The sequence below is a fragment of the Lujinxingia vulgaris genome (assembly GCF_007997015.1).
Taxonomy (GTDB): domain Bacteria; phylum Myxococcota_A; class Bradymonadia; order Bradymonadales; family Bradymonadaceae; genus Lujinxingia; species Lujinxingia vulgaris.
The window spans coordinates 473,690-495,629 of sequence record NZ_VOSM01000002.1 but is presented as its reverse complement, the minus strand read 5'-3'; the positions used below and the strand labels follow the sequence as shown (position 1 = coordinate 495,629).

Genomic DNA, 21,940 nt, shown 5'->3' with positions numbered 1-21,940 from the left:
GCGCCCCACCACGCCCGACCTCCCCTCAGAGCTTCGCCTCCGGCCCACGCCCGACCAACATGCCCTCGCCCGACCGCCAGAACCGCACCACCCTCCAGTCCTCTTCCTTCAACCGGCAGGCAACGCGCTCGTCGCCGTGGCTTCTTCGCGCTGGCGTCCCTGGGCCACTCCCTTGAGCGCCCGGGCACGACGCGCGTAAACCTCATCACCCTTTCCGCCGGCGGCAATCACGCGATCGAGCATGGCGTTCGCCCGCTCGAAACTTCCCGCGCGCACATGCGCCTCCCCCAGCCGAATCAACACATCGACATCTTCCGGATCCTGCTCGGCGGCCCGCTCCAACCACATCACCGCCTCCTCGGCGTCGCGACGCCTCAGCGCCACATCACCCAGCACCAGCAAGGGGTAAACCCGCGTCTCATCGAGCGCGACAATCCCCAGCGCCACCTCCTCGGCCCGCTCAAACTGCCCCCGGCGATGAAACTCATAGGCGCGCCCCTCAAAAAACGCCATATCCCCCGGCGTCAGTTCCAGGATGCTCGCCATCGACTCCCCGGCCGCCACCCGCTCGGCGACCTTGTAAAGCGTCTTGATCTCTTCGCTGTATTTGCCCTGCGTCTTCTCGCTCATCTCGTTCTCTCCCTGGTCGGTATCGGGCACCCGCCAGCGCGCCGCGCCCGAAGTTCGCTATGCCCGCTGACGTCACACACGCAGATTGCTGATGATGGCCTTCGAGGTGTCGTGCATCGCCTGCGAAAACTGCGAGACCATCGAGAAGAGCTGGTTGATCTGCTGAAGTTGGCTCTGAACCAGCGTCATCATCGCGGCCCGCTCCTGCGGGTCCTCGATCGACTGCAGCTCCTGCATAAACGCGTCCGGGTCGCTGGAGAGCAGGTTGACCATCTCTTTGACGTCAAAATCCGCCGCGGTTTTCCCCCCTCCCTTCGTCTCATCGGTTTCCCCGGAGGCATCCGGAGCGTCGGTGGCATCCGGAGCGTCGGTGGCTCCCGGACCATCGGTGGCACCGGGACCGTCTGACTTGCCCGCACCTTCAGTTCCGCTCGTATCCCCCGACAACATCCTCAATAACGCAGAGTGGATGATTCCACCTTGGCCGGAAATCGTCGCCCTTTCAGACAGCGGCGCTCTCAACTCCATCTTGCTAATCGAATCCAGATCAACCCGCTGGGTTCCCCCTCCCGCGTCGGCCGTTCCGTAGGTGTTGTAGCTCGCGCGAAGCTCCACCTGCATCTCCCGCACCAGTCCCTGAATCTGCCCCAGGGGCATGCTGTGCGAATCGTCACGAACGTGAGTCACACCCTCACGCTCAAAATGATGCTGCACGACCTTTTCGCTGAACGAGCGAAACGCGTTCTCCAGCCGCGTGATCTCCCCTTTAAGCTCCAGCGCACGCGCACTCCGAGGATCGTCGGCGATCTGCGCCTTCAGATCGTCGATGCGCGCCAGAAAGTCGTTCTGAAGCTCCTGAACCTTCGCCGCCATCTGCGGTTTAACGCGATCGATATCAATGGGGGTGTAGTCGATCGGCGCCTGCTGGTTGATGCCTCCACTGCTGATGCTCGTCATGCTGACCTCGACAATAAGTGATGTTCCGAAGTGAAAAACCGCGTCCCAAAGCATCGCCTCGTGATGCTCTCCCCTTTATTGTCGAGCGCTTCTGCGAAGTTTTGCGTCCAACCCCCAACTTTTTTCATCGACACAGCGCCAGGCCGCCCCGCGCTGGCCAACGCTCGTGATGCGCTTTATGACTTAAGGGCGCGAAGCCTCCCGAGATCACACAGGCCAGGAGCCCCGATTGTGAAGACCTACAAACTCAACCCCACCCCCGGCTCGGCCTCCGGCCTGGACTTTGAGCGCGACCTCAACGACGAGCAGCGCCAGGTCGTCACCGCCGGCTCCGGCCCGCTGCTGGTCATCGCCGGTGCGGGCACCGGCAAGACCCACACCCTGACCTACCGCGTGGCGTATCTGGTCTCTAAAGGCGTGCCCCCCGAAAACATCCTGCTATTGACCTTCACCAACCGCGCCGCCCGCGCGATGACCAGCCGCGCCAGCGCGCTCATCACCACCGACGTGACCCGCCAGTGGAGCGGCACCTTTCACTCGGTGGCTAACCGCATCCTGCGCGAACACGCGCCCCTTCTGGGCTACCCCAAAGACTACACGATCATCGACGGCGAAGACGCCCAGACCCTGATGAAGTCGTGCATCGCCGAGGCCGGCGTCGGCCACCTCGACCGCAAACTTCCCCGCGCCAGCATGCTCACGCGTCTTCTGAGCACCACGCTCAACACCGGCGTCTCCCTGGCCGATGCCCTCTTCGATCGCTACCCCTACTTCGCGCATCTTGCCACGCCCATTGAGAAGATCCTTCACCTCTACCAGATCCGCAAAAAGGAGATGGGGCTGATGGATTTTGATGATCTTCTCGTGGGCTGGCACCGCCTGCTCACCGACTTTCCCGACGTGCGCCGCCACTACGCCTCGCGTTTTGAACACATCCTGGTCGATGAATACCAGGACACCAACCACCTCCAGGGCGCCATCGTCGACCTGATGGCGTCGGTGCATGGAAACCTCATGGTCGTCGGCGACGACTGCCAGTCCATCTACGCCTTTCGCGGCGCCGACTACCGCAACATCCTGGAGTTCCCCGAGCGTTACCCCGACGCGCGCCAGTACCGCCTGGAGATCAACTACCGCTCCACCCCGCAGATTCTGGAGCTGGCCAACCGCTCGATCCGCTACAACGTCCACCAGTTCCAGAAAACGCTGCGCGCCGACCGCCCCGAGGGCCCGATGCCCGCGCATATTCACCTGCGCGACCCCAACCAGCAGGCGGCCTTCGTCTGCCAGCGCATCTTAGAACTCGTCGATGAGGGCACCGAGCTCAACAACATCGCCGTGCTCTACCGCTCCCACCATCACTCGCTGGAGCTGCAGCTGGAGATGACCCGCTGCGAGATCCCTTTTGTGGTGCGCTCGGGGCTGCGCTTCTTCGAGCAGGCTCATATCAAAGACGCGCTCAGCTACCTGCGCTTTTTGTTCAACCCGCGCGACGAGCTCGCCTTTCTTCGCCTGGTGCGCCAGTGGTACGGCATCGGCAACAAACGCGCTCAGGACATCTGGCTCTTCTTAAGCTCGCAACCCGACGCCCTGGCCGCCCTCGACGATCCGGCGCTCCTCGATAGCCTGGGCGGCCGCGCTAAAACATCCTGGGCGAGCGCCTCAAAGTTGCTCGCGCGACTTCGCCAGGAACGCCTGGCGACCGGCCCCGATCAACTCCTGACCACACTTCTGCAGAGCGACTTCAAAGATCATATCCAGAGCTCCTACGAGCAGGCCGAGAACCGCATCGCCGACCTGGAGCAGCTCGCGAACTATGCCGCGCAGTACGAATCCCTCGACCATCTTCTTGGCGAGATCAGCCTGCTCTCGGGCATCTCCGGCCAGGAGATCGGCGTGGGTGAGACCTTTGACGATCAGTTCGTCTGCTTGAGCTCGGTGCACCAGGCCAAGGGCCTGGAGTGGGACGCGGTCTTCATCCTCAGCCTGAGCGACGGGGAGTTCCCCCATCAGAGCGCCTCCCAGGATCAGGCGCAGATGGAGGAAGAGCGTCGCCTCTTCTATGTGGCCACCACCCGCGCCAAACGCGATCTTCATCTCTGCCACCCGCTCATCAAGACCACCCGCGACCGAACGCCGGTGGTGCTGCGCGAGTCCCCCTTTGTGCAGGAGCTGCGCGATGAGTCGCACGTGGAGCAGCGCCCCCTTCCCTGGGAAGACTGGAAGATCGAGGCCTGAGCCAACCTCAACCTCCCCACCTTGACACCCCGAGGCGCGACGCGACACCTTTACGCCACTCGCCGCGCCGCGATCGGTGCGCACTCTGAGTCCACTCAACCTCTGACGCTCTGCCGCACCGGGCACCTTTAACCCCCGACCTGTGAGACTTCCATGGCCAACGCACCCCTGCTCTCCGGCGCCCTGACCGCGCTTATCACGCCCTTTACCGACACAGGTGAGGTTGATTTCGACGCGCTGCGCGCCCTGGTCGACCGACAGATTGAAGGCGGCATCAACGGGCTTGTGCCCTGCGGCACCACGGGCGAAGCCGCCACGATGAGCGATGATGAGTGCAGCCAGGTCATCAAGGCCGTGGTCGAGCACGTCGATGGCCGCGTCCCGGTGGTCGCCGGCACCGGCTCCAACTGCACCGCCTCGACCATCGCGTTTACCCGTCGCATCGCCGAGGAGAACCCCGGAAAGATCGCCGCGGCGCTGGTCGTGACGCCCTACTACAACAAGCCGGGCCAGGCTGACATGATCCGCCACTTCGAGGCCGTCGCCAATGAGGGCGGGCTGCCCGTGCTCCTCTACAACGTGCCCGGCCGCACCGGCGTCTCAATGAGCTCCGACACCATCGTCGCGCTCTCCAAACACGCCAACATCATCGGTGTGAAAGAGGCCAGCGCCGACCTGGTGATGGACACCGACATCGCCGCGCGTGTCGCCCCCGACTTCGCGCTCCTCTCCGGCGACGACTTTACGACCTTCCCCTTCATGGCCATCGGCGGCCACGGCTGCATCTCGGTTGTCTCCAACCTGAGCCCCGAGACGATGAGCACCCTCTGCAAAGCCGCGTCTGAAGCCAACTTCGACGAGGCGCTCAAGCTTCATCGCAAGCTCCAGCCCCTGGCGCGCATCCTCTTTGAGCGCAGCAACCCCATCCCCGTGAAAGCGGCCGCCGCCGCACTCGGGTGGTGTTCCCCCACCATGCGCGGCCCGCTTTACGCGCCCGACGAGGCCTTCGTGTCGCGACTTCGCCAGGCCCTCAACGACTTCGGGTTGGCATGAGCACCGAGATCATTCACGTCGCCATCGTCGGGGCCGCGGGCCGCATGGGCACGCAACTTCTTCAGGAAGCTGCCGACCTTGAGTCGCTTAAGGTGAGCGCGGCGATTGTCGCGCCCGAGAGCACGCACATCGGCCAGCCCCTCGGGCCGCAGGGGCTCATCGCCACCAGCGATCTCAGTGCCATCGCCAACGCCGATGTGGTCATCGACTTCTCCTCGCCAGACAGCTGCGCGCAGGTCGCCGAATACGCCGCCGGCGCGGGCATCGCGATGGTCAGCGGCACCACCGGCTTGAGCGCCGCGCATCATCAGGCGCTCGATGTGGCGTCTGGCTCCATCCCGCTGATGCTGGCGGCCAACTTCTCGGTGGGCGTCAACCTGCTGGAGCATCTGGTGGAGCTCGCCAGCCGCGGCTTCGGCACCGATGCCGACATCGAGATCTTTGAAGCGCATCATCGCCGCAAAGTCGATGCCCCCTCCGGCACCGCGCTCATGCTCGGGCGCGCGGCCGCCCGCGGCCGCGACTGGGAACTCGACGAGGTCGCCACCTGGGCACGCGAAGGCCACACCGGCCCGCGCGACGACGATGAGATTGGCTTTCAGGTGCTGCGCGGCGCCGACATCGTCGGTGAGCACACCGTCTACCTCTGCGCCGCCGGAGAGCGCCTGGAGCTTACGCACCGCGCCACCGACCGCGCGATCTTCGCACGCGGCGCGCTGCGCGCCGCGCGCTGGCTTGCCGGCAAACCCGCCGGCCGCTACCAGATGCGCGATCTTCTCTTCGGCGACGCATAAGGCGCGCTCACCCGATCCGCAGCCTCACTGCCCCTTCCACCGCGGATCGCGTTTCTCCAGAAACGCGCTGATCCCTTCCGCCGCGTCTTCGGCCAGGGTGTTGATGGTGAGTTGGCTGTGCAGCGTGCGCAGGGCCTGCTCCAGACTCATATCTTCGGTCGCGTAATAGGCCTGCCTCCCCAACCCCACCACCGCCGGGGAGTGCGCCGCCACACGCTCCGCCAGAGCACCGACGGCGTCATCCAGGTCGGCCCCGGCCACCACCTCATTGACCACGCCCAGTTCCCGCGCCCGCAAAGCATCGATGCGATCGCCGGTGAGCATCAGCTCCATGGCGTGCTTCTGCGAGAGCGAGCGCTGAATCAACGCCGAGATCATCATCGGAAAAAGCCCCACCTTAACCTCCGGCGTGCCGAAGGTGGCGTGGTCGGCGGCCACCGCCAGATCGCAGGCCAGCACAAGCCCGAACCCACCTCCCAGCGCGTGCCCGTTCACCCGCGCGATGAGCGGCTTTGGTGAGCGACGCATCGCCAGAATAAGCTCCGCAAATCGCCCCCGCGCCTTATGCATCCCCAGCATCCCCCCGTCCGGGAGCTGATCGCCCAGGTCGCCGCCGGCACAAAACGCACGCTCACCCTCGCCGGTGAGCACGATCGCGCGCACAGCTGCGTCTTCTGAAAGTGTTTTGATTCCGTCGATAAGCCCCTCGACCACCCCGGCGCTCAGCGCGTTGCGCCGGGCCTCCCGACTGATTGTCAGCCGCGCCAACTGCCCGCTATCCACCTTGACCACATCCACCATCATCTTCTCCCGCATCTGAGATTGACCCTTTTCGCTTCCCATTTACTTTAGGCCCGCTAGGGTGCCACCTGCAGCGAGCCTCTCCAAGGCTCGCCAGACCTCAACCTTTTTCACCACGGAAAGACCATGGACGACACCGCCTGGATCCGCGCCGAGATGCTGGTCCCCATTGCCCAGACCGACTCCCACGTGCTCTGGGAGCTTGGCGCCCTGGGCGTCGAAGTCCAGGACCGCGACACCTTCATGGAAGACGCCCCCTTCGCGCCGCTGCCCGACGGGATGAACCGCCTCATCGCCTTCTTCGACCAGGGCGAAGAGGCCGTCGAAGCGCTGGCGCAGACGATCGTCGATCGCCTCCAGGGCGCGCAGATCGTGGCGATCGCCCCCTACAACGACCGCAGCTGGGAGACGGCATGGATGCGTTTCTTTCGCCCGGTCCGCCTCTCGCGCCGCGTGGTCGCCGGTCCCCCCTGGGAGGAGCTTGAGACGCCCGAAGATGGCATGACCATCACCATTGAGCCGGGCATGGCCTTTGGCACCGGCACCCACGAGACCACCCAGCTCTGCGCGGCGATGCTCGATGAGCTCCTCGACGCCCGCACCTCCCCCACCGTGCTCGATGTGGGCTGCGGCTCGGCCATCCTCGCGATGTTGGCCAGTGGCCTGGGCGCCGGCCACGTCGTCGGCGTCGACGTTGACGCGACCGCCGTCGAAGTCGCCAAGGACAACCTGCGCGCCAACGGGTTTAGCGACGAGCAGATCGCCCTCTCGACCACCCCGCTGGCCCGGGTCGAAGGCGACTTCGACATCGTCGTGGCCAACATCCTGGCCCACATCCTGCTGGGTATGCGCGACGCTCTCTTAAGCCACGTCGCCCCCGGCGGCGACCTGCTGCTCAGCGGCATCCCCGACTTCGAGCGCGACCGCCTCATCGAAGCCTTCAGTGAGCCCGGCTTCACCCTCATCGAACATCGCCAGCGCGGCGAGTGGGTGGCTTTGCATCTGCGCCGGGAGGGGTGATGCGACGCGTCCCCCTGGCTCCCGAAATCTTCGATGACCTGAACGACGCCGCACGCCGCGAGCGTTTTGCACTCCCCGAAGCGGCCGCCCACTACGTGCGCACGGTGCTGCGCCTCTTGCCCGGCGCGCACATTGAGCTCTTCGACGGCAGCGGGCGTCTGGCCCGCGCCACGCTCATCGCCTGCGCCCCCGATGAGGTCATCGCCGAGGTCGAGTCCCCGCGCGTCAGCGAGCGCGGCGAGTCCTCGGTGCAGTGGGTGCTTTTTCAGGCCATCCCTAAGGGCGACCGCTGGGAGTGGCTTCTGGAAAAAGCCACCGAGCTTGGCGTCGACGCCATCGTGCCCCTCACCACTCGCCGCGGCGTGGTGCAGCTCTCTGAGGATCGTTTCGAGAAGAAACGCGCCCGCTGGGAGAAGATCATCGCCGGCGCCGCCCGCCAGTGCCGGCGCGCGAAGATCCCGGCGCTGCACGCGCCGCTCACGCCCGCGCGCGCGCTGAGCGACCACCCCTGCGACACCCACCTGGTGGCGCACCTTGGCGAGGGCATGATGGCGGTGCACCGGGCCCTGGACCAACAGGCGTCCGAGGGCGACGCCATCGCGCGCGCCGGCTTGTGGGTGGGGCCCGAGGGTGGATTTGAAGAGGCCGAGGTCGACGCGATCTTAAACGCCGGCGGCCGCCCGATCACCCTGGGCCCGCGTGTGCTCCGCGCCGAAACCGCCGGACTCACATTGCTCACACTGGCTCAAAACGCCCTGGGCGAGCTCTAAGGCCGGCTGCAGGCCGCGTTTGCGGGCCATTCAGGCCGATACGAACTCGCCAATGCCCTTCGCGAGTTCGCCGATCACGTCGATCTCATTCGAGAGGTGGCTGACCGTGTTGCACGTGACCACCCGGTCAACGCCGGCGCCGCGCAAGATCTGGTACGCATCCCCCACAAAGAGCGCGTGCACGCCCACGCACACCGGCGGCTTCAGCCCGGCTTCACGCAAAAGCCGCACCGTCTCCACCATGGTGCGCCCCGTGGAGATGATGTCGTCGAGGATCACCGGGGTCTGGTCGGTCCAGGGCGGAAGCCCCGCGCCGGTGACCTGCACGTCGCGATCGCCGTGGCGGATCTTATCCATGATCACGGACGGCAGCCCGCCGCGCTGGGCCACGGCGCTGACCCACTGAAAGCTCTCCTCGTCGGGCCCCACCACCAGCGGTCGCTCCACGTTCTCAGAGATCCAGCGCGCGATCGGCCCGGCGCTCTCGGCGACCTTGCTGGGGATCGCGTAGCACTCATCGAGGCTCTGATAGCGATGCAGGTGCGGATCGATGGTCACCAGCCAGTCAAAACTGCGCGAGATGAGCGACCCGAAGTACTGACTGGTCAGCCCCTCACCGGGCTCAAAACGCGCGTCCTGGCGCATATAAGGAAGGTAGGGCGTGGCCAGGCCAATCGACGCCGGCGAGAGCTCGCGGGCGGTCTCGGCCAGAAAGAGCGCCGGGAGGATACGGGCGTTGGGGCGCACCAGGTTGGCCACAATGACCACATGGCGGTCGGCCACCTCCGAGTCGATGCGCACATAGGTCTCCTCATCGGGAAACGCGCGCACCTCCACGCGGGCAAGCTCCGCATCGAGATGGGCGGCGACCTGCTCGGCCAGGGGACGATCGGAAGGCGCTGCAACAATCAGGGCTTTCATCGGTCTGAGCTCTCCCCGGGAGCACACGACATCGAGCCGCGCACACCCGTCGAAGCAAAGGAGCTCTCACATTGAGGCTCCCACACAATTGAGACTTCTACGGGCAAAACCGTCGGCGACTTTAACACCACGGCAACGCTCACCCAACCCTTAATACACCGGGGGGCTTCGATGCTGTGATCACGTCTTCAAATCACTATAGTGAGCGCCGAACTTGCCAGCGGCCGCCCCCAGACCATCTTTGTTGGCGATGGGCCGATGCTGGCCGCTGTCGACACGATGCTCGAACCCTCGCAACAACACTGGGGGCGCGCTCCCCACGATGGATACCTGATGAATGACGCGACGATCCGGCGACTTCTGCCCTCCGCGCTCCTCTTTGCGACCGGCCTTGTGCTCACCCTGAGCGCGCTGCCACCGGCGGCCCAGGCGCAGATCTACGTCTACCCGCGGCGCCCCAACCAATCCAACGTGCGCTACTTCGACTTCGAGTGGTACCACGTCGACATCCTCGTAGGCCCGGAGGCCGACACCTCCGACGCCGACCAGCTCGACTCGCCGCGCGGCCCCCACGACGGCCCCCTTCAGCTGGGCGCGCCGACCCGCGACCAGGCCCCGCGCCTGGACTTCGGGCTCCCCGGCTTCAGCTACGCTCGCCAGGCAACGCTGGCCAGTGAAGACGCCTCACTGACGCCCGCCGACGACTTCCCCGACCCGGCCACCGACACCGCCTCAGAGCCCCCCGAGGTTGAGTTTCCCGCCGAACGCGAAGCTCGCAAAAAACGCCGAAACGCGCCCTCGCCAGAGTTTCCCGCATCGACGCTCGATGAGCGCTCCGGCGGGGTACGCCTCTACTTTTACGAGCGCGAGCGTGAGGTCGCCCAGCGCGCCGCTGCCTACATTGAGGGAAGTTACCGTCGGCTGGCCCGCGCGTTTAACTACGTGCCCACGCGCACCCTCCCCTACATCCTCTACAACTCCTACCAGGAGTTTTTGCAGACCAACATCTTCCCGCTGCAGGAGGGCGTGCTCGGCGTTACAAGCCGCCGCGGCGACCTCAAGCTGGTGCTCCCCTACTTCGGCGACCACCGCCTCTTTGAGCACGTCTCCTCCCACGAGATGGTCCACCAGTTCACCATCCAGAAAGCTCAGGACGTGGCCAGAAACGCCGGCGTCAGCGGCGATCCCCTCGACCGCATGCCCCTGTGGTACATCGAAGGCATCGCCGAGTTCTATTCGCTCGAAGGCCTCGACCCCGAGACCGAGATGCTCGCCAGGGATCTTTTGCTCAACCCCGATCCCGAGCGCGGCTACGTGATGCTCGACTTCTTCGAAGACCGCCCCTACAGCGGCCTGTGGACTTACAAGATCGGCCAGACCCGCGTGGCCTTCCTGGAAGAAACCTATGGCGCGGGCACCCTCCAGGACATCCTGGAGGCCTCCCACAAGCTGCTCGGAGGACGAAACACCGAGGTTGAGCCGATCTCCTTCCGAGGGCTGCTGGCCGAGGTCACCGGCGATGACGCCCGCACCATCTCCGCACGTTTTGAGACCTGGCTCAAACAACGCTCGTACAAGAGTTTTTTGAGCAGCGGCCAGGACGCCACGGACCTGAGCATCTACACCGAAACCGAGGGGGTCATGCAGACGATGACCACCTCGCCAGACGGCTTTTTGATGCTCTACCGCGCCATCGCCACCGACACCGGCCAGGTGCGCCTCTACCTCAACGACGTTCGCGATCCGGAGCACCACGTGCGCGTCGCCGCCGACGGCACCCCGGGCGTGGAGTCGTTGCATCCGGTGGGACCGCGTACCTTCGATCTTCATGATGACAGGCTCGTCTTCGTCGCCAGCGCCAGCGGCCGCGACGTGCTCTACCTCCAGGAGATCGAGCATGAGGTCGAGCGCACGAAAAACGGCAATGGCGAAAACACCGGCTGGGAGGTTGACCTGGACCTGGGCAAACGCCGCGCCTTTGATCTCGGCCGCGAGGGGCTGCTCGCTGCCGAATCACCCGCTTTTTCGCTGGACGGCCAACGCGTGGCCTTCATCGGGTTGGATGAAGACGGCCAGAAAGACCTCTACCTCTTTGAACCTCTCGAAGGTGACGACTTTACGCTGCGCCGCCTCACCGACGACCTCTTCGCCGAGCGCGGTGTAAGCTGGGGGCCTTCCGGCATCGTTTACACCTGCGATGGCACCGAACATCGCTACTACAACCTCTTTGCGATCGCGTTGGAGCCCGGCGCCCGCCCCCGACGCCTGACCCGGGAGGCCCGCGACCACGTGGCGCCCCGCGCGCTGGCCGACGGCCGCATCTTCTTCACCGCCTACGACGCCGGCCGCGCCAACCTCTATGAAGTTGGCGACGAGGGCCTGACCCGCCGCACCGACATCGTCACCGGGCTCTTTGATCTTGCCCCCGGCCCCGGCAACACGCTGTGGGCGGTCTTCCACCACCGAGGCCAGCGCCGCCCGGCCCGCATCCAGGAGCAACGCCTCCTCGACGTCGCGCTGCCCTCCTCCGACGATCCTTCCGCGTCCGGCGATGTCCCCGCTCTCCCCAGCCGTCCCATCGAAGGCGCGGAGCGCTACAGCGCCGCATCCTTCAAAAACTGGGAGCTCGCCAATGTTTTCGGCCTGCTCGGCGCCAGCAGCTCCGGGCTCTACGGCCAGCTGATGCTCCTGACCAATGACCGACTTCGTAACCACGCGGTCTTCGTCAACGTGCTGGCCTTTGGCGACCTCAACAACACCCTGGCCGACCTGACCTACCTCAACCAGGAACGCCGCCTGATCTGGGGCACGGGCATCTTCCAGGACGTGCGCTACCGCGTCGAAGACACCCTGCCCGACACCCCGCGCTTTCTCTCCGGGGAGCGCTTCTACGGCGGCCGCGGGACGCTGCGTTACCCGCTTAACCGTTTTGCCTTTGTGCAGGGGGAGCTGGCCCTGGGAGGCGTCTCCTACTTCTTGACCGAAGGCTCCCAGGACCTTCTGCTCAACGAAGATCTGGAGACCCCCGATGTCGGCCGCCTGGAGCGCTGGGCCGGCCGCTACGAGGGGCCCCGTTTTCAGGCCTCGCCATCGTTGAGCCTCGGCTACAACACCATCCGCTACCACCCGGGCACAGGCCCCCTCTCCGGCGGCTCCATCCTGGCGGAGACCACCCTCGATGTGCAGCCTTTCCAGGACGAGGTCCACGGCTCAGTGCGCGTCGACGCCGAGCGCTACTTCCCCATCTACGGCCGCATCAACCTCTCGGTGCGCGCGGCCGCCGGCACCACCTACGGCGGGCAGCTCGCCAGGCAGTTCTACCTCTCCAGCTTCGATACCCTGCGCGGGGTGGAGTTTGGCGACATCGACTACCTGCTCGGCAGCACCTTTGGCTTTGTGAAGACCGAGCTGCGCTTCCCGCTCAACTTCCTCCTTCGCGTCCCGCTGATCGACATTGAGGGCCTGGTCGGCGCGGACTTCGGCGGCACCGGCCAGGATCTCGACGACCTCTGGCGCTGGCGCGCCTTCTCTCCGGTGGCAGGCCTGAACTTCGGGCTGGGGCCGCTTGTCTTCCGCCTGCATTTTGCCAAACCCATCGACATCGGCGCCCCTCGCCTTCCCCGCGACGGCGACTGGATCACCAACTTCTCGCTGGGCTGGCGATACTGGTGAGCAACCCCGCCAACAATCGGCCAGACACCAACGCCACGCTTGACGCTGCGCGTAATCTACAGCTAAAACTTGACAAGCTGTCCTCGTTCAGTCCTGTGCGGAGGTTTATCCTTGTCAGATCCCATCGAGATCCTGGAGCGTCGGCTCAAGGCGGTCCTCGATCGTGAGCAGGACACCACCGGGCTCCACTTTTTCTGTCAGATTGGTGGGAATTACGACGATCTTGGCATCGTCACCCTTCAGATCTCGGGCGCGGGGCGACTTCTGCTCAGCTGGCGCCTCGACGACGAGAGCCCCGATCTGTGGAGCCTGACCCTCTCCGAAGACGACACCCGTCGCTTTATCGCGCTGCTCCTGGAGCATCCTTTCTGGACGGCGAGCCCGGCCCGGCGTCCGCGCCGCGAAGGGGAGACGAACGTTCATTTTCGCATCTGCGATCAGACCGTCGCCACCTATAAGGGCGTGCAGTTCTGGAGCGGCGACTTTGAGGAGTTCCCCGTTCTGCGCACCCTGACCTGGCGCATCTGTCGCATCATCGACCGGGTCAGCGAGGGTGAGATCGACCTGGACGATCTTCAGGCCGCCAGCGCGTGAGACGCTCTTACCACCACATCTTCGGGGGGCTTTTGCTCGGCGCGCTCTGCCTGGCCGGCTGCGAGGCAAAGCCTTTGCCCGAGGTCGATCGCGACGCCATTGTGGCAAAGATGCGCACCGAGCAGCAGACGCTCAACGAGGAGCGCGTCGAGCTCGACGAAGAGGTCACCGCCGCCCTCGACGAGGCCGCCGACGAGGTTCGCCAGGCCATTGAGCGCGCCGACGACATCGACGAGTCGACCTTCACCTTCGACGAGTAGCCCCCCGACATCGCCGGTGTTTTTCGCAGCGCTTTAGCCGCGACGCAGCCACGCCAGAGTTTCAATATGGCGTGTGCGCGGGAACATATCGAAAAACTCAAGCCCCTCCACCCGCCAGCCCGCCTCGGTCAGCGTGCCCAGGTCGCGGGCCATACACCCCGGATCGCAGGCGACATACACCACGTTGGCGATCGGGTTTTCGGCCGACGCCAGCCACCGCGCTGCCTCCTGCGCGCCATCCCTGGGCGGATCGAGGAGCACGGTATCAAAGTTCGCCGCGGCCACGGCCTCATAGCTCTTCGCCTCAAAGAGGTCCGCTCGCTCAAAGTCCAGGTGAGTGAGGTTGGCGTCGGCGGCCATCTTCCGGGCCGCGCGCACCGTCTCGAAGCTGCCCTCCAGGCCGTAGAGCGCATCGACCTGCGAGGCCAGCGCAAAGGAGAAGTTGCCCGCGCCGCAAAAAAGCTCCAGCACGCGCCGACCTCCCAGCTCCGAGAGCAGCCCGGCGACTCTCCCCACAAGGCGCGCGTTGACCTTCGGGTTGCTCTGGCGAAACTGCCCCGCATCCAGCCTATGCGTTCCCTCACCGGGTACGGTCGCCAGCACCTGGCTTGCATCCACCTCCACGCGCCCAAACTCCACCGCCGGAGCACCCGCCGAACGTACCCGAAGTCCCCGCACCGCCGCGTCTTCCTGCACGGCCGTGGCCAGCGCGTCGAGCACCGGCTGCCCGGGAGCGTTGGCCCGCTCGAGCATCACCGTGATCACGACCTCGCCATCGCCTGCCGTCTCGATCAACACCTCGGCTGCGCCCAGCGCTGCCAGGCGCGCCCCCCAGCCGGCCGCGACCTCGCGGACCAGGGGCATCGCGACCTCACAGCCACCGCCCACCTCGACGAGCCGCTTGCCCTCGGCGCTGTAAAATCCCAGCCCCGCCCCGTCCGCACGCTGATGCATGCGCACCCGCGAGCGGTAGCCCGCGCTGTCTGGCGAGTGGTGCAGAACCGGCTCCGGAAGCGTCACCCCGGCGATGCGCTGCATCGCCTCAAAGGCAGCCTGCGCCTTCCAGGCAAGCTCCTGCTCCGGGTGCACATGCCAGAACTGACAGCCTCCGCAACCCTTTGAAAAATAAGAACATTCAGATTCAACCCGATGCGGTGAGGGCTCCACAATGGAGAGCACTCGGGCGCGCGCCCAACGCTTCTTGTCGCGGGTAAGCTCCACGTCCACCACATCCTGCGGCAACGCGCCGGGCACAAAACAGACCCGACCATCGGGGAGCTCCGCAACGCCGTCTCCCCCCTGAGCGATCTCGCGCACCTTCAGCGCGCGGTAGCGGGCTTTCGCCATCTTTTTCCTCAACCTGCGTTTCGCCTCAGACGCAACGACGCGACATCACTCGCCAGGAGCCTGCAGTCGACCCGCGGCGGATGTCGCGTCAATGGGTTCGGCGATGCGTATTAAAAAGTGCTCTCCAGGGCCTTACGCAGCGCGCGATCATCGACGGCGGGCGCCTTCGTGTCGCGCTGCTGGCCGCTGCCCTCGGCCGGCGGCGCTTCGACCTCTTCATTGACGAACTCAAAGTCCTGCGTCTCACCGAGGCGCTCGGCTTCGGCCAGGCGCCGGGCCAACTCCCGAGCCTCAAAGGAGACATACGCGCCGTGCATCGCCGCCGCGCTCACCACGTTGCCCATATCCAGGGGCGTCGTCGGAAGCTCGGGGGCCTCGGCCACCGCCCCCTGCTCCTGCGCCGAAGTGGCACCCTCGGTGCTGCCATCGCCGCCAAACATCAGGGCGGCGATCATCAACACCACCAGCGCCGCCCCGGCACCGATCACCATCATCGTGCGGCGTCGCTCCTCACGCTCAGGCGCGGCATCCAGCACCGCGCTGAGCTCCTCCGAGGCACTCGCCGGCCCCCGATTCACAGCCAGCTCCTGCGAGGCCGAGGGAGAGGATGGCGATGAAGACGATGACGCAGACGAACGCGACGCTCCCGGAGCAGGCAGGGTGTCGAGAAACTCCCGCGAACTGCTGAGCGGAAACGCCGGCAGCGCGCCGGCCACATCGGTCTGACCAAACGCATCAACCTCCCGCGCCGGTCGCTCCTGGGAGACGGAGGCATCCGAGCTTGCCTGCGCATCCAGGGTTTGCGAGATGTCCGGCGCGTCGCGAATCCAGGCCTGCAGCGCAATCGGATCGACCTCTTCGGCGGGCACCTTCGCGAGCAGGTCCGCGTCGAAGTCTTGCGCGCGGATCACCTCCAGGCGCGCCACGACCTCTTCCATCGACCCGGGCCGCTCCTCGGGGCGCTTGGCCAACATGCTCAAGACCAGCTCATCGAGCGCCGCAGGCACGCTGTTGAGCCCCGGAATCGAGGAGAGCGGCCGCGCCGGCTCGTTGAGGTGCTTGACCGCAAAACCCATCTGCGTTGAGGCGTGAAAGGGGAGGTTTCCGCTGATCAGCTCGTAGAGCATGATGCCGATGCCGTAGATATCGGCCGCCGCCCCGACCACATCGCCGCGGGCCTGCTCCGGGCTCATATACGCCGGCGTGCCCCAGAGGGTGCCCGACTGCGTCATCGTCTCGGCGCGGTTGTGTTTGGCGATGCCAAAGTCGAGAAGTTTAGGAAACTCGCGGTTCTCCTCGACTTTCAGCAGGTAGATATTCTCGGGCTTCAAGTCGCGGTGAATCACATCCTGGGCGTGCGCCTCACCGAGCACCCCACAGATGGGCGGGATGATGTCGAAGACCTCCCGATACGTCACAAAACGGTAGGCGAGCCGGTCTGCCAGGCTCTCGCCATTGAGCAGCTCCATGACCATGTAGAAGTGGCCGTCGGAGGTCTGCCCGAAGTCAAAAAGCCGCACCGCGTGCGGATGCTTGAGGTTGGAGATGACCCGCGCCTCATACATAAAGCGCTTGCGGATGCCCTCATCGCGGGCGAAGTCGACCTTTAGCAGCTTCAGCGCCACGTCGGTTTCAAAGTCCAGGCGGCGCGCGCTGTAGACCGCGCCCATGCCGCCTTCCCCGAGCTTTTTGTAGATCTGAAAACGCCCGTCGAAGATCGAGCCGATCAGCGGATCTTCAAGGTCTTCAAGCCCCGTCTCAATCAGCCGCGCGCCGTCGTCCGGACACACCTCCAGCGTGGTGCTGAAGGTGCGGCCGCACTGCCAGCAGACCTTCTCACGCTCAGCGCTCGTTGGATCGTGTTCGTCGGTAGAGGCCACACACGTCTCAAATTGGCTTGGAAGTTCTCCCGCGCTCAGCAGGCGCGGCGGCTCCGAGGGTCGGAGCGCTACATCATGGCAATATAGGAGAAGGCCCCCCGGGGGGCAATCACCCTTCGGCGCTCAATGGCTGCACGAGTGGTTGTCAGATCGGCGCGTACCTCGTAGAGTTCGGCCAGCTTCTCTGCGCACTTTTGAATCTGACTGCTGTGGTTGAACGAACGCTGATGCTGCCATCATTCCGTCGTCTCGCTTCCGGGGGAAGCCGCCTGAGTACGGGCGCGCTGACCGTGGTCGCTCTGACCCTCTCGTTGAGCGCACCGGCGCAGGCCCAGTCGCCGGCGCCCGCCCCCGCGCAATGCCCCGATTACATCAGCCCCGATCAGCAGCACGACGCGCGGATCCTGACGATGCACGGGGTCTCCTGCTTTGAGGCCAGAGATTTTGAGCGCGCGCTGCACTATTATATGCGCGCCTACGCTCAGAGCCCCGAGCCTCTGCTCCGAGGGGCCATCGGGCGCTCATTGCACGAGCTGGGCATCTATGGGCCTGCGCGCCAGTATTATCAGGACTACCTCGACAGCCCGGCGGCCGACGCGTCCGGTGCGCAGCGCATCCGCGAGCGCATCGATCAGCTCGACGCCACCCTGGCCGAAGACGCCGCCACGCTTGAAGTTCGCAGCACTCCGCCCGGCGCCCGCGCGCACCTTGTGCTGGAGAATGGCGAGTGGTTTGAGCTGGGGCAGACTCCGGTGAAGACGCGCGTACGTGAGGGAACCTATGAGGTCGCGCTGACGCGGGAGGGCTATCAGACTCGCCAGATGCAGGCTCGCGTTCACGCCAACGCACCGACGAGTGTCGAGCCGATTCTGGTGGCCGACGCGGCCGCCTTTGACATAAGCGCAGCCGGCTGGCGACGCGGCGCGCTCTGGACCCTCGCGACCAGCGTACCGGTGGCCGCCGCCGGCACGGCCATGCTCGTGCTCAGCGCGCAAGACACTGAGGCAGCCCGCGACGCCGCACGCCATTATGACGACCCGGGCGAGCTGGAACGCCGGCGCATCGAGCTCCTGGAGCGCTCGGACAGCCTGCGCACCTGGGGCACCGCCACCACTGCGGTGGGTGCAGCGGGGCTGATCACCGGTGTGGTCCTCTACCTGAGCGCCAACCGCCTGGCCTCCCCCGGAGGTGACCCTGCGGAAGACGCGCAGGCCGGCGTGCGTGTGCAGCCGGAGCTCGGGGCGAACCACATCGGCGTGCGCGTTCGTTTCTGACGGTGAGGCTTACGCGCTTTCGGCGTCGGTCTCTTCCGGCGCGCCGTAGCCGCCGCCTCCCGGCGTCTCGATGATCAGCCGGTCGCCCGCCTCAACCTCCACGCTGATTTTGCCCTCAAGCCGCTCTTCCTGCCCGCCGCGTGCGCGAATCAGTCGTGTGCTCCCTCGGGCACCAGGCGCGCCACCGGCGAGCCCGTAAGGTGCAAAGACGCGGCGCTCCGCCATCACGCTGACGGTGGCCGGGGCCTCAAAGATCATCTCCCGCACCACCCCATCACCTCCCCGGTGGCGTCCCGCCCCTCCGGAGCCCACTCGCCGCGCATAGCGCACCATGCGAATCGGGTAGGCGTGCTCCAGCGCCTCCACCGGCGTGTTGAGGGTGTTGGTCATATGCGTATGCACCGCCGACTGCCCCGGCCCGCCCGGCCCGGCCCCCGCGCCGCCGGCGATCGTCTCGTAGTAGGCAAAGGGCCGGCCGCCATGACGCGGATCGGTGCCGCCGATGGTCAAGTTGTTCATCGATCCGCAGGAGGCCGCCGGGATGCGCCCGGGCAACGCCCGGGCCAGCGCGCCGAAGATCACATCGACGATGCGCTGGCTCGTCTCCACATTGCCCAGGGCCACCGCCGCCGGATAGGCCGCGTCGACCACCGTGCCCGCCTCGGTCAAGACCTCCACGCAGCGCATGTAGCCGCCGTTGGACGGAAGCTCCGCCGGCGCAAGGCAGCGAAAGCAATAAAGCGCCGCCGACACCGCCACCGCCCGCGGCACATTGAGCGGCCCGCGCACCGCCGACGCGCTGCCCCGAAGATCAACGGTGGCGCGCCCATCCTCGATGCTCAGCTCGCAACGGATGGGAATCGGGCCGCTCCCCAGCCCGTCATCATCCAGCGCGTCTTCAAAGCTCCAGCGGCCGTCGCCCACCTCCCGAAGCACCTCGCGCATAAAACGCTCGCTATGCGCCTGGAGCGCGCGGCAGGCGTCGAGCACCGCGTGGCCCCGACCCTCCAGCTCCGATTGCAACCTGGCCACGCCCCGCAGGTTCGCGGCCAGCTGGGCCTGCAAATCCCCGCGACGCTCCTCAGAGGTACGACTGGCGCGGGTGATCGCCTCGATCACAGCCTCACTGAGCACCGTCGGGCCCAGGCGAATGCCCTCCTCATCGATATGCTCCGAGAGCCCCATGCTCCCGGGCCAACGTCCTCCCACATCGGCGTGATGGGCGCGGTTGGCCACCACAAACGCGAGCTCCCCGGCCCCGTCAAAGACCGGTGAGACCAGCGTGATGTCGGGAAGGTGCGTGCCCCCGGCATAAGGGTCGTTGAGAATGATATGCTGGCCCGGCTTCAACGGGCCGGCAGCGAGCGCGGCGGCCACGCTCATCGGCGCCGAGCCCAGGTGCACCGGGATATGCGCCGCCTGGGCCACCATCTCGCCAGCCGCGTCAAAGATCGCGCAGGAGTAGTCGCGCCGCTCTTTGATATTTGGCGAAAAGGCCGAGCGCATCAGCACGACCCCCATCTCCTCGGCGATCGAGGCAAAGCGATGCCGCTCAAGCTCCAGGGTGATCGCGTCCATCATGCCTCCCGCTCTAAAATCAGATGCCCCTTGCTCACCCGCACCTCCCAGCCCGGGAGCACCACGGTGGTGGCGCTGTATTCGGTCAACACGAGCGGCCCCTTGATGCGCTGGCCCTCGGCCAGCCACGCCCGCTCGATCACCCGGGCGGCCACCGGCCCCTTACCCATATCCAGCGTGACCTCGTCGGCGGCGGCCAGCGCCTCGGCGTCCCCGGTAGGCGCCGGGGCGGCCAGCGCGGGAGCCGCCTCCAGGCTCGCGCTCAGGCGCAGGCCCACAAGCTCCACCTCCCGGGCGGCGCGGTAACCGTAGAGACGCTCGTGCTCGGCCTCAAAGCGCTCCTGCGGGTCGCTCAGGCGCGCCGCACCGGCGCTCCAATCCACGGGCACCACCACCTCAAAGCTCTGACCCTGGTAGCGAAGTCCCGCCTCCCAGCGAAGCTCCACCTGTGCGCCCTCTTCACCTCCGAGGGCAACCCGGGCATTCGCCTCACTCTCCTCGAGAAGTTCGCGCAGCGCGCCGTCTTCTGCCAGCACATCGCCGAGCGGGCGCAGCACCGTACGCCGGTAAAAACGCCTGCGCCGCGCCCCCAGCATCCCGCGCGCCGAGAGCAATCCGGGGTTCTCAGGGATGAGCACCCGACGCATCGAGAGCGCCTCGGCGAGCCGGCAGGCGTGCAGGCCGCCGGCGCCGCCAAAGCCCACCAGGGTAAACGCGCGGGGGTCGCGCCCGCGCTCCAGGCTCACCACCTTGAGCGCGCGGGCCATCGCCGCATCCGCAATCGCCAGCACGCCGCGGGCGACCTCCTCCTCGGGCGTCTCAAGCTCGCCGGCCAGGCGCCTGAGCGCGCCGAGGGCAGCCGAAGCGTCCAGGGTCATCTCGCCACCTAAGAATCGGTCGGAGCGCAGCGTCCCCAGCGCCAGATGCGCATCGGTCACGGTCAGTTCCCGGCCACCTCGGCCGTAGCAGGCCGGCCCCGGGCTTGCGCCGGCGCTGCGCGGCCCCACCCGCAACGCCCCGCCCGCGTCCCGGTAAGCGATGGATCCACCGCCGGCGCCCACGGTCACAATGTCGATGACGGGCACCACCATCGAGAGCCCGCCAATCTCGGCGTCTTCGCGAACCTCAAGCTCCCCGTCGACCAGGCTCACATCGGTGGAGGTCCCACCCATATCGAGCGTGATGATCGTCTCAATGCCAACCTCCCGGGCGGCCTGAAACGCTCCCACTACCCCACCGGCCGGCCCCGAGAGCGCGGTGTGCACGGGCTGCTCCGCCGCAAAGCCCACCTCGGCGCGTCCCCCGTGCGAGAGCAGCACCTCGAGGCTGCGCGCGCCCTCAAGGCGCTCCTGAAGCCGCCGCAGATAACCCGCCATCAACGGCCCCACATACGCATTCACGCTGGCCGTGCTCGCTCGTTCAAACTCCCGAAACGCCCCGCTGATCTCGTGGCTCGGGCTGACGTGCCAGCCGGCCGGGTGCGATCGAAGCGCCTTCGCCAGCTGCGCCTCATGCGCCGGGTTCGCCCAGGCGTGCAGGGTGCAGATCGCCACCGCCTCCACCCCCAACGCCTCAACCTCAGCCACCACACGCGCGACCTCGGCCTCACTCAAAGCCTCGACAACCTCCCCCTCGGCCGAGAGTCGCTCACGCACCCCGATCACGTCGGCGCGCGCCACCACCGGCTCGGGCATCTGTACGTGCAACGCGTAAAGCTCAGGCCGCGCCTGCCTCCCGAGCCAGAGCACATCCTCAAAGCCCGCGGTGATCACAAACGCTACGCGCCTCCCGCGGCGCTCCAACAGCGCGTTGGTCGCCACCGTCGTCCCGTGCACAAGCTCGTAGGGCGGCGCGCCCGGGCCAAGAAGCGCCTCGACCCCGTCACCGATCGCCTCAGAGGGATCGGCCGGGGTCGAGAGCAGCTTGTGGACCCGGAGGCGACCATCGCCGCCCGGCATCACCACATCGGTAAACGTACCACCGGTGTCGACGCCGAAGCGGCTGGCCTCTGTGGGCCTGGTCATGATGCTACCTCCAGCTTCAATATAACGCCGTGAGGCAATGGTGACGCCTTTGGATGCGAGATTGAGAGTGACCTGAGCAAGGCGCAAACCACAGGCGATGCTTTATGCATCGTCGAGGATTTGCAAC

At 66.3% G+C, this 21,940-nt stretch carries 17 protein-coding genes; 9 read left to right on the top strand and 8 right to left on the bottom strand.

The window, feature by feature from the left end:
* Nucleotides 1-108 precede the first annotated feature (108 nt).
* Both FRC98_RS05605 and FRC98_RS05600 read right to left on the bottom strand, forming a co-directional pair.
* Nucleotides 109-630: a tetratricopeptide repeat protein gene (locus FRC98_RS05605; RefSeq protein WP_146980308.1), complete on the bottom strand. Its 522-nt coding sequence runs from the start codon at nt 628-630 to the stop codon at nt 109-111.
* A 72-nt stretch (nt 631-702) separates the two neighbouring features.
* Nucleotides 703-1,587 carry a hypothetical protein gene (locus tag FRC98_RS05600; protein WP_146980307.1) on the bottom strand — a complete coding sequence of 295 codons (885 nt, stop codon included), beginning with the start codon at nt 1,585-1,587 and terminating at the stop codon, nt 703-705.
* A 231-nt stretch (nt 1,588-1,818) separates the two neighbouring features.
* Here FRC98_RS05600 and FRC98_RS05595 point away from each other — a divergent pair, with 231 nt between their 5' ends.
* The 3 genes from FRC98_RS05595 (at nt 1,819) to dapB (ending at nt 5,672) form a co-directional block, all read left to right on the top strand.
* Complete coding sequence (locus tag FRC98_RS05595; protein ID WP_230467304.1) at nt 1,819-3,825, top strand: ATP-dependent helicase; 2,007 nt, start codon at nt 1,819-1,821, stop codon at nt 3,823-3,825.
* A 153-nt stretch (nt 3,826-3,978) separates the two neighbouring features.
* On the top strand, nt 3,979-4,878 hold the full coding sequence (gene dapA, locus FRC98_RS05590) for a 4-hydroxy-tetrahydrodipicolinate synthase (protein WP_146980305.1): 900 nt from the start codon (nt 3,979-3,981) through the stop codon (nt 4,876-4,878).
* Nucleotides 4,875-5,672 carry a 4-hydroxy-tetrahydrodipicolinate reductase gene (gene dapB / locus FRC98_RS05585; RefSeq protein ID WP_146980304.1) on the top strand — a complete coding sequence of 266 codons (798 nt, stop codon included), beginning with the start codon at nt 4,875-4,877 and terminating at the stop codon, nt 5,670-5,672. The genes dapA and dapB overlap by 4 nt, the downstream gene beginning before the upstream one ends.
* A 24-nt stretch (nt 5,673-5,696) precedes the next feature.
* Here the strand turns inward: dapB and FRC98_RS05580 are convergent, their stop codons facing one another.
* Entirely contained in the window at nt 5,697-6,473 is a 777-nt protein-coding gene (locus FRC98_RS05580) for an enoyl-CoA hydratase/isomerase family protein (protein ID WP_230467303.1), read from the bottom strand.
* A 126-nt stretch (nt 6,474-6,599) separates the two neighbouring features.
* Between FRC98_RS05580 and prmA the strand changes: the two genes are divergently transcribed.
* A complete protein-coding gene (gene prmA / locus FRC98_RS05575; protein ID WP_146980303.1) occupies nt 6,600-7,493 on the top strand; it encodes a 50S ribosomal protein L11 methyltransferase in 894 nt (297 codons plus the stop codon).
* On the top strand, nt 7,493-8,263 hold the full coding sequence (locus tag FRC98_RS05570; RefSeq protein ID WP_146980302.1) for a 16S rRNA (uracil(1498)-N(3))-methyltransferase: 771 nt from the start codon (nt 7,493-7,495) through the stop codon (nt 8,261-8,263). The genes prmA and FRC98_RS05570 overlap by 1 nt, the downstream gene beginning before the upstream one ends.
* A 30-nt stretch (nt 8,264-8,293) precedes the next feature.
* Here FRC98_RS05570 and FRC98_RS05565 read toward each other — a convergent pair whose 3' ends face one another.
* Nucleotides 8,294-9,184 carry a ribose-phosphate pyrophosphokinase gene (locus tag FRC98_RS05565; RefSeq protein ID WP_146980301.1) on the bottom strand — a complete coding sequence of 297 codons (891 nt, stop codon included), beginning with the start codon at nt 9,182-9,184 and terminating at the stop codon, nt 8,294-8,296.
* A gap of 201 nt (nt 9,185-9,385) precedes the next feature.
* Between FRC98_RS05565 and FRC98_RS21320 the strand changes: the two genes are divergently transcribed.
* The 3 genes from FRC98_RS21320 to FRC98_RS05550 all read left to right on the top strand — a co-directional run bounded on the left by FRC98_RS21320 (nt 9,386) and on the right by FRC98_RS05550 (nt 13,710).
* Complete coding sequence (locus FRC98_RS21320) at nt 9,386-12,856, top strand: hypothetical protein (protein WP_230467302.1); 3,471 nt, start codon at nt 9,386-9,388, stop codon at nt 12,854-12,856.
* A gap of 111 nt (nt 12,857-12,967) precedes the next feature.
* Entirely contained in the window at nt 12,968-13,450 is a 483-nt protein-coding gene (locus FRC98_RS05555; RefSeq protein ID WP_146980300.1) for a hypothetical protein, read from the top strand.
* The gene (locus FRC98_RS05550) at nt 13,447-13,710 is read left to right on the top strand and encodes a hypothetical protein (protein ID WP_146980299.1); all 264 of its coding nucleotides are present in this window, start codon (nt 13,447-13,449) and stop codon (nt 13,708-13,710) included. Before FRC98_RS05555 ends, FRC98_RS05550 begins: the two co-directional genes overlap by 4 nt.
* Before the next feature lie 33 nt (nt 13,711-13,743).
* Here FRC98_RS05550 and rlmD read toward each other — a convergent pair whose 3' ends face one another.
* Nucleotides 13,744-15,057 (bottom strand): 23S rRNA (uracil(1939)-C(5))-methyltransferase RlmD, encoded by a 1,314-nt coding sequence (gene rlmD / locus FRC98_RS05545; RefSeq protein ID WP_146980298.1) that lies wholly within the window; start codon nt 15,055-15,057, stop codon nt 13,744-13,746.
* A gap of 110 nt (nt 15,058-15,167) precedes the next feature.
* The gene (locus FRC98_RS05540) at nt 15,168-16,937 is read right to left on the bottom strand and encodes a serine/threonine protein kinase (protein WP_146980297.1); all 1,770 of its coding nucleotides are present in this window, start codon (nt 16,935-16,937) and stop codon (nt 15,168-15,170) included.
* Between the two features lie 227 nt (nt 16,938-17,164).
* Between FRC98_RS05540 and FRC98_RS05535 the strand changes: the two genes are divergently transcribed.
* Nucleotides 17,165-18,211 carry a PEGA domain-containing protein gene (locus tag FRC98_RS05535; protein ID WP_146980296.1) on the top strand — a complete coding sequence of 349 codons (1,047 nt, stop codon included), beginning with the start codon at nt 17,165-17,167 and terminating at the stop codon, nt 18,209-18,211.
* 9 nt (nt 18,212-18,220) lie between these two features.
* On the opposite strand, the gene FRC98_RS05530 is transcribed toward FRC98_RS05535, so the two are convergent.
* The gene (locus tag FRC98_RS05530; protein ID WP_146980576.1) at nt 18,221-19,789 is read right to left on the bottom strand and encodes a hydantoinase B/oxoprolinase family protein; all 1,569 of its coding nucleotides are present in this window, start codon (nt 19,787-19,789) and stop codon (nt 18,221-18,223) included.
* Complete coding sequence (locus FRC98_RS05525; protein ID WP_146980295.1) at nt 19,789-21,813, bottom strand: hydantoinase/oxoprolinase family protein; 2,025 nt, start codon at nt 21,811-21,813, stop codon at nt 19,789-19,791. Before FRC98_RS05525 ends, FRC98_RS05530 begins: the two co-directional genes overlap by 1 nt.
* Nucleotides 21,814-21,940: the final 127 nt, after the last annotated feature.

Excerpts from the sequence above, each read along its gene's own strand:
- FRC98_RS05605 (WP_146980308.1), bottom strand. The coding sequence starts at position 630 with ATGAGCGAGAAGACGCAGGGCAAATACAGCGAAGAGATCAAGACGCTT.
- FRC98_RS05600 (WP_146980307.1), bottom strand. The coding sequence starts at position 1,587 with ATGACGAGCATCAGCAGTGGAGGCATCAACCAGCAGGCGCCGATCGAC.
- dapA (WP_146980305.1), top strand. The coding sequence starts at position 3,979 with ATGGCCAACGCACCCCTGCTCTCCGGCGCCCTGACCGCGCTTATCACG.
- dapB (WP_146980304.1), top strand. The coding sequence starts at position 4,875 with ATGAGCACCGAGATCATTCACGTCGCCATCGTCGGGGCCGCGGGCCGC.
- FRC98_RS05580 (WP_230467303.1), bottom strand. The coding sequence starts at position 6,473 with ATGGTGGATGTGGTCAAGGTGGATAGCGGGCAGTTGGCGCGGCTGACA.
- prmA (WP_146980303.1), top strand. The coding sequence starts at position 6,600 with ATGGACGACACCGCCTGGATCCGCGCCGAGATGCTGGTCCCCATTGCC.
- FRC98_RS05570 (WP_146980302.1), top strand. The coding sequence starts at position 7,493 with ATGCGACGCGTCCCCCTGGCTCCCGAAATCTTCGATGACCTGAACGAC.
- FRC98_RS05565 (WP_146980301.1), bottom strand. The coding sequence starts at position 9,184 with ATGAAAGCCCTGATTGTTGCAGCGCCTTCCGATCGTCCCCTGGCCGAG.
- rlmD (WP_146980298.1), bottom strand. The coding sequence starts at position 15,057 with ATGGCGAAAGCCCGCTACCGCGCGCTGAAGGTGCGCGAGATCGCTCAG.
- FRC98_RS05535 (WP_146980296.1), top strand. The coding sequence starts at position 17,165 with ATGCTGCCATCATTCCGTCGTCTCGCTTCCGGGGGAAGCCGCCTGAGT.
- FRC98_RS05530 (WP_146980576.1), bottom strand. The coding sequence starts at position 19,789 with ATGGACGCGATCACCCTGGAGCTTGAGCGGCATCGCTTTGCCTCGATC.
- FRC98_RS05525 (WP_146980295.1), bottom strand. The coding sequence starts at position 21,813 with ATGACCAGGCCCACAGAGGCCAGCCGCTTCGGCGTCGACACCGGTGGT.